The sequence below is a fragment of the Microseira wollei NIES-4236 genome, assembly GCF_020521235.1.
GTDB classification, from domain to species: domain Bacteria; phylum Cyanobacteriota; class Cyanobacteriia; order Cyanobacteriales; family Aerosakkonemataceae; genus Microseira; species Microseira wollei.
This window is the reverse complement of sequence record NZ_BLAY01000233.1, coordinates 1-12,286: the sequence shown is the minus strand read 5'-3', so window position 1 is coordinate 12,286 and position 12,286 is coordinate 1. Positions and strand designations below refer to the sequence as shown.

Sequence of the window (12,286 nt, the reverse complement as noted above, 5' to 3'; positions counted from 1 at the left end):
AAATACGAGCGTAGGGTGCGTTAGCGATAGGGTAACGCACCTAAAACGACTAAAGTCGCGCCTACACAAACTTTGACCGCCTGCGCGGTCTATAAGAATTTGGTATCATCTGCCAGAATGTTACTAATAAAAGCCTACACAAACTTTGACCGCCTGCGCGGTCTATCATCTGCCATAATGTTACTAATAAAAGCCTGCACAAACTTTGACCGCCTACTCGGTCTATCATCTGCCATAATGTTACTAAATACAAGACTTGGGATGAGGGCGCTATGACTGTTCAAGAAATAATTGTAGAAAAGCTAAATACTTTGCCATTGGAAAAACAGCAAGAAGTGCTTGATTTTGTCGAGTTTTTGCAAGCACAAATGCGAAAAAGAGACTTACCAAGTGAAAACGAGGGGCAACCAGTATCAGTTTTGACCGTGGCTGAGAAGTTTATTGGCTGTGTAGAAGGGCCAGGTGACCTTTCAACTAACAAAAAATATATGGAAGGCTACGGATATTAATGAGGCAAAGGGTATTACTAGATACAGGGCCATTGGTGGCTGCGATCGATCGCCGCGATCGCAGCCACAACTGGGTAACAGCGGAGTTGGCTACAATCGCTTCCCCTTTATTGACTTGTGAAGCCGTTGTTTCAGAAGCATTGTTTCTGTTACGGAATGTTTATGGGGGTCAGGAAGCACTTATTTCCTTAGTTAATACTGGCGCGATCCATATACCCTTTCACCTGAATGAAGAATTTACTCGCATAGGGGAATTGCTTACCCGTTACCAGTCTGTACCAATGTCTTTAGCTGATGCTTGTTTAGTGCGGATGTGTGAACAGTATTCAGTAAGTTCTGTGTTAACTATGGACAGCGATTTTATAATTTACCGCAAAAATCGCAATGAGATCGTTCCTGTGATTATGCCTGAAGATATTTAGGTAGGCGATCCCACCCCTAATCGCAACCATCAAACCTTAGCATTTGTATCTATATCTTCTATTCCTGGAGGTTCTGACGGTGATGAGGGTAATATTTTGATGTTAATGTCAACTACTATTTGATTTTTATCAATAATGATATTGGCTCTCTTGATTAAAAATTCCACTGGTAAATAATCACTTAATTGAAGTTGAGCAGAGGAGCGACTTTTATATCCCGCTTCCTCAAGCCATTCAGTAATATTCCTCCAGTTTTCTACCTTTTCATCGCCTCTGCCCACAAGGTTTTTAACATATAAATACAGAGTGTTAGAAAAGTCAACCCCAATCCCCTTAACACTCTTATTCAACCTTTCCGCTATTTCAGTGGGACTGTAACCGCAGAGCAATCCCCGCAGATGCAGCTTTTCAACGGGTGTCAGACGCTTCCCCTTCGCCGATGCTAGATCTGCGTACAGAGTTTCTAAATCCCAGTTATTTGCGGCTTCGGCAAACTGCGCGTCAATGGATGCCATTGCCTAAATTCTCGATAAAAAATTTCCTATTCTAATCCTAACATAAATCCTAATACTTATTAGATTGCGATTAGACTGCGCGAGGGATAGTCTAAATGAAGACAGATAAATGATTTATGTCCGCGTGTAAATACGTAGATGGCAACAGGTTGAGGGGTGCGTGCGAGTTGCGATCGCCTGTTCTTAAGATTGCTAAAAACTACGGTTAGGAGTCTTTTAATGCCTTCATTTTACCCTGGTCAGAAAGCTAATAAACTTGCCAAGGAAGCGCAAGAGCGATACGAACGTGCTGTTGAACAGTTGAAAAGAGAGGAAGCAGCCACGAACAAGTTGGCAGAAGAATATGGTCAACTCCAACTCAACGTCATAAGAGGCACAATTAAGCGCTTTGTTGACTTCCTTGAGCGCACTGGGAGGAAAGCTTCTGAAAGCGAGAAGCGGCTTTTAGAAGGGATGGACTTTTCAGTTCAGCAAATCCAGGAGTACAAAGCTGCGGCTATAGGAGCAGAAAAGTATTTCATGGCTGGTGTTAAATCCGCTGGAGCAGCCGCAGCAGGTTACGGTGGTGCTATTGGTGTTGCTACTTCAATAGGAGCAGCAAGTACGGGAACAGCTATCTCCAGCCTCAGTGGAGCAGCAGCTTGGAATGCAACCTTAGCATGGTTTGGCGGTGGAGCGATCGCAGCGGGTGGTGGTGGTATGGCTGTGGGTGCTGCTGTGCTAGGCGGCATCACTGTTTTACCAGCTTTAGCGATCGGGGGCTTTTTTGCTGCTCGTGAAGGTGAGAAAGCCATGACAAAGGCGCGAGAGTACGAAGCCCAAGTCAACAAAGCGATCGCAGAAATTAACGTTGCAAAAGACTTTTCGCAACAAGTAAAACGGCGTATTACTGAGTTGCGGGGTGTATTTGACTCTATTAACACTCGCGCTGTTGCAAGTCTTGATGAACTTGAATCTCAACCTTTTGATTCAAACAGGGATGCCGAAAAGTTTCAACAAGTAGCAATTCTTATGAAGGGACTTGTAGAAATTTTGAAAACCCCAGTCTTGAACGGTGAAGGCAAGCTCAACCTCGGCACTTTAACCATCCTAGAGAAATACCGTAACTTACCAGGCAAATAGACATGACAGCCAAGAGAGTTCCTGTAGAAGTTATTGGTGTAGGCTCCGCTGCTGAATGCTTGCGCGATATTGTTCAAGCCTACACCGAGTACAAGATAGTTGCAGAGGAAGAACAAACTAAACGGCGTGGCATCGAAGCTTGGGAAAAAGCAACCGTTGCTCAGATTAAAGCCAATCGTGATGCTCTGATAAAGTATCTCGATCGCTCGTTCGATGAACGTGCTAAAAACTTTCGCTTTCTGTTTAGTAAAGTCGATGAGGCAATAGCAAAGGGCGATACTAGCCAGTTAACCTTAGCCCTGCATTCAATTACAGAAATAGCAAAGTCTAGTCCGTTCAAGGAACTCGCTGATTTAACCTCAGTCAGAGCTGCCCTTGACGATCCAGGCCATGAATGGGAGTTTTAATCCCAATTTGCGTCAGAGTTGCAAGGTTTGTGGTGGGCGATGCCCACCCTACATACTTAATTTCAGGAGGAATTCAAAATGGATGAAGTGATTAGAAAAGTGGCAGCCCTGGGACTGCCTGGTGTGTTACTAGCCATTGCAATAGCTACTACGGGTTTTGCCGGTGGTGCGGCTCTCACAACTGCACTTGCAGCACTTGGCGGCCCATTTGGAATGATCGGTGGTATAGCCGTTCTCGGAATTGCAGGCTTAGTTGCTGATGCTGTAGCTAAAGTTGGTATTGATAATTTCCTGGTGAAAGTTTATTGCCAGCGACGACAAAATGAGCAGCACAGCAAACTATTGACTGAAATTGGCAAACTGCCTGTATCCGATGACTTGAAGAACAGGCTACGATTGGTTGTTATGAATGGTAATGGGTGTTAGAACCTGACAATCAGATTTGCGTCTGTTCAATTGCAAGCGATCGCACCCTACTCCCGTAATAAAACTGTAGTGCGATCGCTCATACCATTAAAACTCAGGCACTTGAACTCGCCTGAGCGTCCCTTTCACGGTAAGCCAGGAACTGGAAAGACGCTGGCAGCACACGCGATCGCATCCAAAATCAAGCGCCCAATTTTAGTTGCCAGCTATGCTCAAATAGAGAGCATGTATCATGGCGAAGGACCAAAGAATGTGGAGGCAATCTTTCAAGCAGCAGAGCGAGATAATGCTTTGCTATTTATAGACGAAGCAGATTCTTTGCTTTCCAAGCGACTAACAAATGTTACGCAAGGATCGGAGCAAGCCATCAACTCGATGCGTAGCCAGTTACTTATATGTTTGGAGCGCTTTCGAGGCGTTGCGATTTTATCCACAAATCTGGTAGAAAACTACGACAAAGCATTTGAAACACGGGTTCGCAATGTGCGTTTTCCCATGCCAGATGAAACCTGCCGTCGAGAGATTTGGAGACGACATCTTCCCGCACAAATGCCACTGGCAAAAGATGTGTCCCCAGAACGACTTGCACAGGTGGAAGATGTTTGTGGTAGAGATATCAAGAATGCCGTCATCGATGCAGCAATGAGAGTTGCTCGTCAAGGCAAGGAGTATGTTGAACTCAGGGATCTGCTTGAGTCTGTTGACCGCATTAAGGCGGCAAGGATTAACGCTAGTCCTGAATCTGAAAAGTTAACACCAGAGGAAGAAGAGGAAGTACAAAAAAAGCTGAAGGAGGCTTTAGCTAAGAAGGAAAAAGAGACAAAAGATCCTGAGACTTCCGATAACAATAATCATGAGGTTCAATCAGGCTAGACGCGATCGCCTTATTGTCAGTAGTGTTTGCGCTAATATTCCCGGTTTCTAGGAAAAATCGTGGTTTAGGTAACTAGATCTCGACGAAGAAACCGGGTTTCTGGCAAGGGATGCTGAAGACAAAGATGATGAATAAATAGCTTCAGGAGCGATCGCTCCCCACTCTTGCAGGAAAATAGAGGAGCGATCGCTCATACCATTAAAAATTAGGCACTTGAACTCGCCTGAGCGTCCCCGCATAATGCGTCATAATTATTTCAGGTGAATTTCCCACCCATTTAGCAACTTGCACTGGACTTACACCCGCTTTTAAAGGGTGGACTGCTAGAACTAACCAAACAGATTACTCACCAAGTTCCATCTCGTTTAAATGAGGAACAGCAGATGGAACTTAAAAGAATGCTTTTAGAATCCACCCCAACAGACTATGGTATAAATAGATACATTTATCTGGGTAAAATAATTAGCAGAGTAATTGAACAAAGATGGGGTGTTTGATTAAAAGATAGCCGCATCTATGAAATTCTAGACTCACTAAAATTATCTCATCAAAAGGCACATCGGGACTATGCTAATGCCGACAAAGAACGTCAGCAAGAGTTTATGGCTACTCTTAAAAAAAACTGTTATGCCAGCAAGTAGGTGAAAAAATCACCTTTTTTGATGAATTTGCAGTTGATGACCGTCGAAGCTTGTTCTATGCTTGGGCCCAAAAGAATAGCAGTCCACAAATTCCCAGTAATCAACGGAAACGGAATAAATTCAATAAACTTCTCTGGGTGGATGTAATCACAGGTGAAGAATATTTGAAATTAACTGAGCGAGCTAAAACTGAAGAGATTGCTAGCTATTTTACTGAGTTATGTAGTGATATATTCCTGGCAAGTTATTCATAGTGATGTTCATAACATCGCAATTAATAACGGATTAACCGATGAAGAAGTCTAGCCAAAACTAGCCAAGAAGGATGGAAGCAAACCTACAAGGGTGTAGCCAAATTTCAACGCCAAATTATTAAAGAAGCTAACGATACCCTTCCTCGTGTTTTGGGAATATCAGAAATTTCCCAACGGACAAAGTTTGGACTAGGCTATGTGCGTAGTCTCACAGGGCGTGGTGTGTTTCTTCCTAAGTATCCTCAACTCGTTGGAGAGCGTAAGTCACTTGGGGTGACTGGGAAAGACGCGACAGCAGCCTACTGGACAATGGCGGAAGCTGATATCATTAAGATGGCTTTGGGCAATATTATCTCCATTTTTGACCAACACCCTTGTTGGCAAGCGCACATTGGGAATATGGCGCATGATGAAGTGGATGCGATCGCCTTATCTGATTATGCCCTAAGTGCTGCTGTGATTCAAAGTTCGATGCTTTGTGCAATTCATCCGCACTATTCCTGTGGATGAGGGTGAGCCAAAATCAAGTTTAATTTGTCACTATTGGGCAGAGAAGTGAGTCAAAAAATCCCTGGCATTTGTCAGTTATTTTTCTGGATTAAATAGCAGATGTATAGGTTTTTTAAGGTTAAATTTATCTGCTAATATTAAAGCGATTGCCACTGGATTTATAGTCTGGAGAAGTCTAATATAACCAGCGAAAATTTGAGAGGTTACCAATGGCTTACACCGCGCAAAAAATCCTAACTTTTGAAACATTTCTGGAGCAATATCGTGACAACCCCCGCTATGAACTCGCTGACGGAGAATTAGTTGATATGGAACCTAGCGGACCCCACGAAACCGTGGGGGGCAAACTGGCAACTCAAATCGGCATTGCCATTACTGCGGAAAAACTCCCCTGGTTCATTCCCCGCACTTGTTTAATTCGTCCTTTCGCAGAGGCAGCTACCGCCCGCCGTCCCGATATTGTTGTGTTAGATGAAACCGTTCTCAGCAGCGAACCCTTATGGGAAAGAGAACCTGTAATTACGCTGGGACGATCGATCAAATTGGTGGTAGAAGTTGTCAGCAATAACTGGGAAACAGATTACGCCCGTAAAGTTGAAGAATATGCCCTTTTAGGAATTCCTGAGTATTGGATTGTTGATTATCGCGGCTTGGGGGGAGTGGCTTTTATCGGTAAACCGAAACAACCGACTTTCACTGTTTGTCAACTGATTGACGAAGATTACACCCAGCAACAATTTCGGCTGGGTCAACTGATTATTTCTCCTCTGCTAAAGAGCTTGCAACTTCGCCTTGATGATATTCTTCCTCGTTAGGCGATCTTCTGTCGGGAATTTCGGAGTTGGCTTTGGTGAATATACTGGATGATAAGGATTTGCTGAATTTAGCTCGTGAGATGACAGTAGCGCTCGTCAAAAGCAACCCGAATTTAGAAGAGAATCGATTGATGGTTGCAGAGCTAAAAAGGCGATCGCGCTTCACGGATGAGAAAAGCGATCGCCTTTTGGCAACCAAGTTTTTAACAGTTGGTAGTTTGAGCTTTATGTGGTTATGAAATCTCTAGTTGAGAGTTGAATACTGCCATTAGATGACGAAACTCCCAATGCAACAGCCAAAACTTCATTAGGATTACTACTCAAAACAATGGCTGTATCATTGCTGGAATAGCCATATTGGCTACCGGAACGCAATTGATATTGACTGAGGCTTCCTTGGACTTTGATCTTATCACCCTGCGATTTTGAAAAATCTTGAATGACAGCCCAACTACTACCTAAGTAGCCTTTTCCGTAAGAACCACCGATGACGAAAGTATCTGTACCTGCATCGCCGCGTAAGTAGTCAACTTCCCCATTTCCGCTCAAGCCACTATAGTAAAAAGCATCTAAAACATCGTTACCTGCTCCACCAATGACAGTATCATTTCCAGTCCCGCCAAATAATAAATCATTACCGTCATTGCCATAGAGAAGGTCATTGCCACTTTCGCCTCTAAGGGTATCATTTCCTCCTGCTCCAGTTACCGTGTCATTTCCTCCTAAACTGTTAATAAAGTCGTTACCTGCACCTCCTGTAATATTGTCATTGCCAGGTGTGGGAGTGCCGATTGGAGTAGTACCTCCACGAGATTGCCAAAAGGCTTGCAGGGGACTCATGGTAGCATTCAAGATAAAGTCTCGGTTTGGACTGGAGCCACCAGTTCCTTGGAAAGGCGGAGTCCGCACTTCTAAGTGCAAGTGATTTGCCCCTGATTGATTGCCAATTTGACCGAGGAGTTGCCCTGCACTGACAGAACTTCCTTGTCGCCAATTTCCAATTCCTTGCAAGTGACCGTAAACCCATTGACGACCATCGCTGCTATTAACTCCGATAAATGCTCCATCAGTGGCAGAAGACCATGTCCAAGCAACTGTACCACCAAGAGCAGCTCGTACCGAAGTTCCTGCCCAAGCACCGATATCAATGCCAGCGTGCCATTTTCCATAATAATCGTGATAACTTTGGTCGTAGGCATAACCAGTTGTCATCCGATATGACTGCCCTAAAACTGCTGTAGATAAGTTTGTAAAGACTTGCTTGACTTCGGCTGAACTTTCCCCATTGGAGGTGTTTCCATCAAATAAAATGTTATCGCCACTAGCTCGATCCCATTCGGAATCCTTTATTGGTAAAGGCATAGGATTAACTCCTGTTGTAACGTTCGTTTCTGTGTTGGCATTGAGAAATATAATCCAAAGTTATGCGCTTCGCTTAATCCATCTTTTCCTTACTTATTGCGGACTTCATGGATTAGCGAAACCTGTGCGTTAGTTGAATTGAATTAACCAACAACTAAACAATAACAGTGACTAAAGCACTCGTCGGTCGCTTATAGTCGGCCTTTTAGTGGGGTAATTTGGTCGGAAAAAGACGGGTTTGGACGGGTCAGTCGGGAAAACTCAGCTAAAGCTGAAGTATAATAGAACAAAACTGTCTTTACCAAAGCTATGGATGTCGAAGCGGCATTAGAACTAGCTAAACGATTAATTGTGGCGCAGAGCGGGAAACAATTAAATGATTTGCAAATATATGTTCTTCAAGGCGCTTTGGAAGGTAAAACACTCAGTAAAATAGCTGATTCCCATAGTTATAACGACAGTCACGTTAAGGAAGTCAGCGCCAAATTGTGGACGCTCCTTACGGCAGCATTAGGTGAGTCAGTCACGAAAAGGAATCTCAGATCCGTGCTAGAACAGCGCCTGCGTCTCGAAGAACAGAAATCAAAATCAAAATCAAAATTAGACGAGGCGGCGACTGCCAACAATACCTCAAACGGACAAGGGGTAGTAAACATTTCATTACCAGAGCTAAGTGATAGCTGCAACAAATACCAGCGTGGGGTGTGGATTCCCAATTTACGATGCCGAAAGGTGTGGGGAAGAGACAGTTTCAGCGAAGAATTGTTACACCGCCTAAACGATCCGCAAGAAGCACCTATCCTCTCTCTATGCGGTAGTGCGGGGTACGGCAAGACAGAAGTAGCCTGTAAAGTTGCTATGGCAGCAGTGCGTAAGGATCTCTTTGCTGATGTGCTATGGGTCAAAGCAAGAGACACTGAATTTTTAGATGGTAAAATCAGCCAGTCAGAACGAGATGAGGCGCTTAGTTGGAATCAGTTACTTCAAGAGATTGCCCATCAACTAGATGGCTGTTCGGTAAAGCGAGTTCACCAGCGCATTAAAGAAGAAAAGAGGCTAATTGTATTAGACAATGCTGAAACTGCACAACTTGAGGATATTTTACCCAAACTTAATGAAATGCTTAACCCCAGTCGGGTATTACTAACCAGTCGCTTCCAAACCAATGCGTCTTATGTTGGACTGATTAATATTCCGCCCTTGGAAGAGAACTGCTCTTACCAGTTGTTGCAAGATGAAGCTAAATACAAAAATGTACCTGCAATACTGCAAGCAAACACAGAGCAACTTCAACAAATCTATCATTTATCTTGCGGCGCTCCGCTGGCATTACATTTTATCGTTGGGCGTGTCTTGGACGATGGCACATTGGAGCCAGTGTTGTCGGCACTAGAACAAGCTAGCGGAGAAGTTGAAAAAATTTACGAATTTTCCCTAAAGACAGCTTGGCAACGAATTAGCGATGTAACTAAGAACGTACTCCGTTACATGGGAAACTCTGATGCAGGTGTGACTAAGGAAGAATTGTCTGGCGCCAGACAGGTACAGGAGTCAGACTGGAGTATAACGCGGCGCGAACTGAGGCGATGGTATTTGATTGAAGACGAAACAGATGCCAAAGGTAAACTGCGATATAACTTGCATCCTTGGGTAAGACGCAGCTTGCGAGGAGGATTGGTAGATAAGTGGCAACTGTCACTTCAAGAATGGGAACAGATAGCAAAATGGAAGTACGATATTGACTAATCCAGACAATTAAATGGAAAGGTAATTATGAATATAGATTTAACATTACAAGAAGAGAGAGCAAATCTATTTAGTGATTTGAGCGGGTTCGCCAAGATGTGTTTATCACAAGATGATGAAAGTGAGGATTCATTCAAATTACTATTTAAGGTCTGGGAAAAAGTTAGTGGAAAACTATGGTTTGAATGTTACTGGAACGATTATTTTCGCTGCGGTAATATCGTTCTTAAAGCTGCTAGACATGTAAATAATGTCAAGGTTCAAGCACAGCTATTAAGTGAACTGGGCTGGGCTTACATGGAAGGAGAAGATTTTGTCCATGCCCAGCAATATTTCCAGGAATCGCTACAGAAGTATCAATTGCTTAAAGAATTTTTAAAAGAATGTAGGTTGCTACGCTATTTGGGAGTATTGGCACATCAGCAAAAGCAATGGGAAACTGCTCTGGAGTATTATCATCAAGCTAGGGAAATTTTGAATACCAAACGTAATCAAATACCTATTGATGATAAATTGGCTTTTTATGAAGCAGAATTACCAAATGTTATTGGATGCGTGTATCTTGATTTGAGAGATTTTTATGCGAGTTATCAGCAATTTCATATATCTCTAAAAACCTATCAAATTTTACTAGAAGATTATCCTAATATGAGAAGTCGGTATCGCTACTATCAAGCAAACCCACTGCTAAATTTGGGGCAATGGCACTTTCTACAAGGAGATTATGAGCAAGCTAGACGTTACTATCAAGACTGCCTCCTACTCAGCAAAGAAATTAGTCGCAATGATACAATGGCTACTGTACTACTAAGTTTAGCTGAGTTAGCAGAGGTAGAGGGCAACAAGGAAGAGGCTATAAAACTAGCAAGTGAATCTGAGCGTGTTGCTGGTACTGAAATTACCTCTGTACGGGATCGTGCCGCTCTTTTCAAGGAAAAATTGCTGTCAAAGGCAATCTTTTGACCCTGGAGCTTCCCAACACCAGACAAGCTGGTGCAAAGTTTCGCTCCTCTATCCACAAATCCAATGCCACTCTTGTCTTCTCTGAGCTTCCAGAAAAGGCTAGAACAATCTTAGAGGATATAGCCAACTTGCAGGACATGGGGGAGGCTCTAGAAAATATAGATCCTCCTATTGACCCAGAGGTAGAGCAGGTGTTTGAATCACCATTACAATTAGATGTTGATCGAGCAACTGTTGAAAAGAGGAAAAATTCTAGAGATGAACCTAGAAACATATCCTCGCCGACTCCTTTGGAAGCAGTAGAAGATGCTGAGTTAACCGGAGATAGTTCAATCGATGACTTGGTAAAAGATTCTACTTTAGTTACAGAGCAACACCTTTTAAAACTGAGTAAAACCAAGCTCAAGTAGCTAGTGAATACAACATCTCAGGCAGAAACAAGATGGAACATCACTCGCTAGCTGCTATCCTGGCTGACAAAATGCAAGTTACCTAAGAAATTCTCCCATCAATCCCCTTTGGATTGGTGGGATTTCTTTAGTTTTGGTTTGATAGGCAATTGGTGCTGTCGCACAGTAATTATTGCGACATGATTAGCGCTGTCGCGCAGGTAATGATAGCATTCAAATGGAGAGGAGCATGTCAGACAATTTAAACGTCATTAACCTGGTTGGTCCCGTGGGTCAAAAGCCGGAAACCCAATATTTTGAAAGTGGTGCTGTCCTCACAAAACTGTCTCTAGCTGTCAATCGTCGCACCAGCAAAAAAGAGGAAGAACCGGATTGGGTAGCGCTGGAAATTTGGGGTAAAATTGCCGAAGTTGCTGCTAATTACACAGATAAAGGCAGCTTAATTGGCATTCAAGGTGAACTCAAGCTAGATGAGTGGATCGACCTCACTACGGGTCAGCAACGAGTTAAACCTGTGATGCGGGTTAACCATCTGGAGTTGCTAGGCTCCAACCCCAACTCTAACTCAAATTATGACAACCAGGCAGAACAAACAGCTAACACTGCCCAAAACGATTTCTAAAATTACCAAACCCCTTAAAATATCCCTACACTTTCCTACAGTGTAGGGAGTATTTTTTAGCGCCCAAGCGCTTGAGTTTTTGAACCGATAGAGGTAAAATACAATGAATAACGCACAACTAAGAGTGATATCATGTCCTTAGGTATCGGTAGTGTATGGATGGCGAATTGCTAATTGCTAATTGCTAATTGTCTCCAGAGCAGCCATTAGCGATTAGCAATTAGCAGTTACACAACCGTTGCTACCGAACATGATATGAGGATCAATTCCCTTCAAGCTTCCCATACTACTGACGGAACTTTGATGGTTTCTGGAGAAGCTGCTTTCAAGTATTACGACCGAGGGGGATTCCCAGTGCGTCCAATTGGGTTCCAGTCTTATGGGGAAGCAGCCGTTGCCCTCAATAATTCGGGAGTGGGTGCAATTCATGTTGTATCGGGTCGCCTCAACATTTTCAAGCCTAACGATGCCAATCCCAATCATCGAATGTTGTTGACTGTGGAAAGAACAATTGTTGTGGGTGGACAAGAAGCAACGCCAACTCATCAGTGGCAAATACAATAGACTTCTCCAACAAACAAACTATCCAGGGATCGCGTGGGGTAAAATAGAGTTTTACCTTGCCAAAAATGAGTCAACTGAGAGAATACATAGAAAAGCAACCATCAGAAACCCAACGGTTAGTGGG

18 protein-coding genes are annotated in these 12,286 nt (G+C 43.4%); 15 read left to right on the top strand and 3 right to left on the bottom strand.

Translation table 11 applies throughout. The annotated features are described in order from the left end of the window. Positions 1 to 272: 272 nt before the first annotated feature. Together MiSe_RS43315 and MiSe_RS43310 are read left to right on the top strand one after the other, a co-directional pair. A complete protein-coding gene (locus MiSe_RS43315; RefSeq protein ID WP_226592523.1) occupies positions 273 to 509 on the top strand; it encodes a DUF2281 domain-containing protein in 237 nt (78 codons plus the stop codon). Continuing rightward, on the top strand, positions 509 to 931 hold the full coding sequence (locus tag MiSe_RS43310) for a type II toxin-antitoxin system VapC family toxin (RefSeq protein ID WP_226592521.1): 423 nt from the start codon (positions 509 to 511) through the stop codon (positions 929 to 931). Before MiSe_RS43315 ends, MiSe_RS43310 begins: the two co-directional genes overlap by 1 nt. A gap of 29 nt (positions 932 to 960) precedes the next feature. Here the strand turns inward: MiSe_RS43310 and MiSe_RS43305 are convergent, their stop codons facing one another. Continuing rightward, positions 961 to 1,446, bottom strand: coding sequence for a helix-turn-helix transcriptional regulator (locus MiSe_RS43305; RefSeq protein WP_226592519.1), 486 nt, complete (start codon positions 1,444 to 1,446; stop codon positions 961 to 963). A gap of 219 nt (positions 1,447 to 1,665) precedes the next feature. Between MiSe_RS43305 and MiSe_RS43300 the strand changes: the two genes are divergently transcribed. From MiSe_RS43300 to MiSe_RS43285, 4 genes are all read left to right on the top strand, one after another. Next, the gene (locus tag MiSe_RS43300) at positions 1,666 to 2,568 is read left to right on the top strand and encodes a hypothetical protein (protein WP_226592516.1); all 903 of its coding nucleotides are present in this window, start codon (positions 1,666 to 1,668) and stop codon (positions 2,566 to 2,568) included. Positions 2,569 to 2,570: 2 nt separating this feature from the next. Next, positions 2,571 to 2,975 (top strand): hypothetical protein, encoded by a 405-nt coding sequence (locus tag MiSe_RS43295; protein ID WP_226592514.1) that lies wholly within the window; start codon positions 2,571 to 2,573, stop codon positions 2,973 to 2,975. Positions 2,976 to 3,053: 78 nt separating this feature from the next. Continuing rightward, positions 3,054 to 3,401 (top strand): hypothetical protein, encoded by a 348-nt coding sequence (locus tag MiSe_RS43290; RefSeq protein WP_226592512.1) that lies wholly within the window; start codon positions 3,054 to 3,056, stop codon positions 3,399 to 3,401. Between the two features lie 30 nt (positions 3,402 to 3,431). Next, positions 3,432 to 4,274: an ATP-binding protein gene (locus tag MiSe_RS43285; protein ID WP_226592510.1), complete on the top strand. Its 843-nt coding sequence runs from the start codon at positions 3,432 to 3,434 to the stop codon at positions 4,272 to 4,274. 48 nt (positions 4,275 to 4,322) lie between these two features. Here MiSe_RS43285 and MiSe_RS43280 read toward each other — a convergent pair whose 3' ends face one another. Beyond that, positions 4,323 to 4,514, bottom strand: coding sequence for a hypothetical protein (locus tag MiSe_RS43280; protein ID WP_226592508.1), 192 nt, complete (start codon positions 4,512 to 4,514; stop codon positions 4,323 to 4,325). A gap of 273 nt (positions 4,515 to 4,787) precedes the next feature. Here MiSe_RS43280 and MiSe_RS53355 point away from each other — a divergent pair, with 273 nt between their 5' ends. The 4 genes from MiSe_RS53355 (at position 4,788) to MiSe_RS43260 (ending at position 6,734) form a co-directional block, all read left to right on the top strand. Further along, a complete protein-coding gene (locus tag MiSe_RS53355; RefSeq protein ID WP_226592525.1) occupies positions 4,788 to 4,916 on the top strand; it encodes a winged helix-turn-helix domain-containing protein in 129 nt (42 codons plus the stop codon). A 452-nt stretch (positions 4,917 to 5,368) separates the two neighbouring features. Further along, on the top strand, positions 5,369 to 5,680 hold the full coding sequence (locus MiSe_RS43270; protein ID WP_226592506.1) for a hypothetical protein: 312 nt from the start codon (positions 5,369 to 5,371) through the stop codon (positions 5,678 to 5,680). Between the two features lie 209 nt (positions 5,681 to 5,889). After that, positions 5,890 to 6,495, top strand: coding sequence for a Uma2 family endonuclease (locus MiSe_RS43265; RefSeq protein WP_226592504.1), 606 nt, complete (start codon positions 5,890 to 5,892; stop codon positions 6,493 to 6,495). A 35-nt stretch (positions 6,496 to 6,530) separates the two neighbouring features. Further along, the gene (locus MiSe_RS43260; RefSeq protein ID WP_226592502.1) at positions 6,531 to 6,734 is read left to right on the top strand and encodes a hypothetical protein; all 204 of its coding nucleotides are present in this window, start codon (positions 6,531 to 6,533) and stop codon (positions 6,732 to 6,734) included. On the opposite strand, the gene MiSe_RS51635 is transcribed toward MiSe_RS43260, so the two are convergent. Then, entirely contained in the window at positions 6,721 to 7,857 is a 1,137-nt protein-coding gene (locus MiSe_RS51635; protein WP_264196971.1) for a peptidoglycan DD-metalloendopeptidase family protein, read from the bottom strand. The genes MiSe_RS43260 and MiSe_RS51635 overlap by 14 nt on opposite strands. 309 nt (positions 7,858 to 8,166) lie before the next feature. Here MiSe_RS51635 and MiSe_RS43245 point away from each other — a divergent pair, with 309 nt between their 5' ends. The 5 genes from MiSe_RS43245 to MiSe_RS43225 all read left to right on the top strand — a co-directional run bounded on the left by MiSe_RS43245 (position 8,167) and on the right by MiSe_RS43225 (position 12,162). Beyond that, positions 8,167 to 9,603, top strand: coding sequence for a helix-turn-helix domain-containing protein (locus MiSe_RS43245; protein WP_226592500.1), 1,437 nt, complete (start codon positions 8,167 to 8,169; stop codon positions 9,601 to 9,603). 27 nt (positions 9,604 to 9,630) lie between these two features. Further along, on the top strand, positions 9,631 to 10,566 hold the full coding sequence (locus MiSe_RS43240; protein WP_226592498.1) for a tetratricopeptide repeat protein: 936 nt from the start codon (positions 9,631 to 9,633) through the stop codon (positions 10,564 to 10,566). After that, complete coding sequence (locus tag MiSe_RS43235; RefSeq protein WP_226592496.1) at positions 10,563 to 10,976, top strand: hypothetical protein; 414 nt, start codon at positions 10,563 to 10,565, stop codon at positions 10,974 to 10,976. Before MiSe_RS43240 ends, MiSe_RS43235 begins: the two co-directional genes overlap by 4 nt. Positions 10,977 to 11,205: 229 nt before the next feature. Then, positions 11,206 to 11,598, top strand: a complete 393-nt coding sequence (gene ssb / locus MiSe_RS43230) for a single-stranded DNA-binding protein (protein WP_226592494.1) — start codon at positions 11,206 to 11,208, stop codon at positions 11,596 to 11,598. Positions 11,599 to 11,853: 255 nt separating this feature from the next. After that, a complete protein-coding gene (locus MiSe_RS43225) occupies positions 11,854 to 12,162 on the top strand; it encodes a hypothetical protein (protein ID WP_226592492.1) in 309 nt (102 codons plus the stop codon). Positions 12,163 to 12,286: the final 124 nt, after the last annotated feature.

Bases quoted from the DNA above. Each gene is read 5' to 3' on its own strand.
- MiSe_RS43315 (WP_226592523.1), top strand. From the start codon at position 273: ATGACTGTTCAAGAAATAATTGTAGAAAAGCTAAATACTTTGCCATTG.
- MiSe_RS51635 (WP_264196971.1), bottom strand. From the start codon at position 7,857: ATGCCTTTACCAATAAAGGATTCCGAATGGGATCGAGCTAGTGGCGAT.
- MiSe_RS43245 (WP_226592500.1), top strand. From the start codon at position 8,167: ATGGATGTCGAAGCGGCATTAGAACTAGCTAAACGATTAATTGTGGCG.
- MiSe_RS43265 (WP_226592504.1), top strand. From the start codon at position 5,890: ATGGCTTACACCGCGCAAAAAATCCTAACTTTTGAAACATTTCTGGAG.
- MiSe_RS43280 (WP_226592508.1), bottom strand. From the start codon at position 4,514: ATGCGGGGACGCTCAGGCGAGTTCAAGTGCCTAATTTTTAATGGTATG.
- MiSe_RS43225 (WP_226592492.1), top strand. From the start codon at position 11,854: ATGAGGATCAATTCCCTTCAAGCTTCCCATACTACTGACGGAACTTTG.
- ssb (WP_226592494.1), top strand. From the start codon at position 11,206: ATGTCAGACAATTTAAACGTCATTAACCTGGTTGGTCCCGTGGGTCAA.
- MiSe_RS43300 (WP_226592516.1), top strand. From the start codon at position 1,666: ATGCCTTCATTTTACCCTGGTCAGAAAGCTAATAAACTTGCCAAGGAA.
- MiSe_RS43295 (WP_226592514.1), top strand. From the start codon at position 2,571: ATGACAGCCAAGAGAGTTCCTGTAGAAGTTATTGGTGTAGGCTCCGCT.
- MiSe_RS43310 (WP_226592521.1), top strand. From the start codon at position 509: ATGAGGCAAAGGGTATTACTAGATACAGGGCCATTGGTGGCTGCGATC.
- MiSe_RS43290 (WP_226592512.1), top strand. From the start codon at position 3,054: ATGGATGAAGTGATTAGAAAAGTGGCAGCCCTGGGACTGCCTGGTGTG.
- MiSe_RS43305 (WP_226592519.1), bottom strand. From the start codon at position 1,446: ATGGCATCCATTGACGCGCAGTTTGCCGAAGCCGCAAATAACTGGGAT.
- MiSe_RS43240 (WP_226592498.1), top strand. From the start codon at position 9,631: ATGAATATAGATTTAACATTACAAGAAGAGAGAGCAAATCTATTTAGT.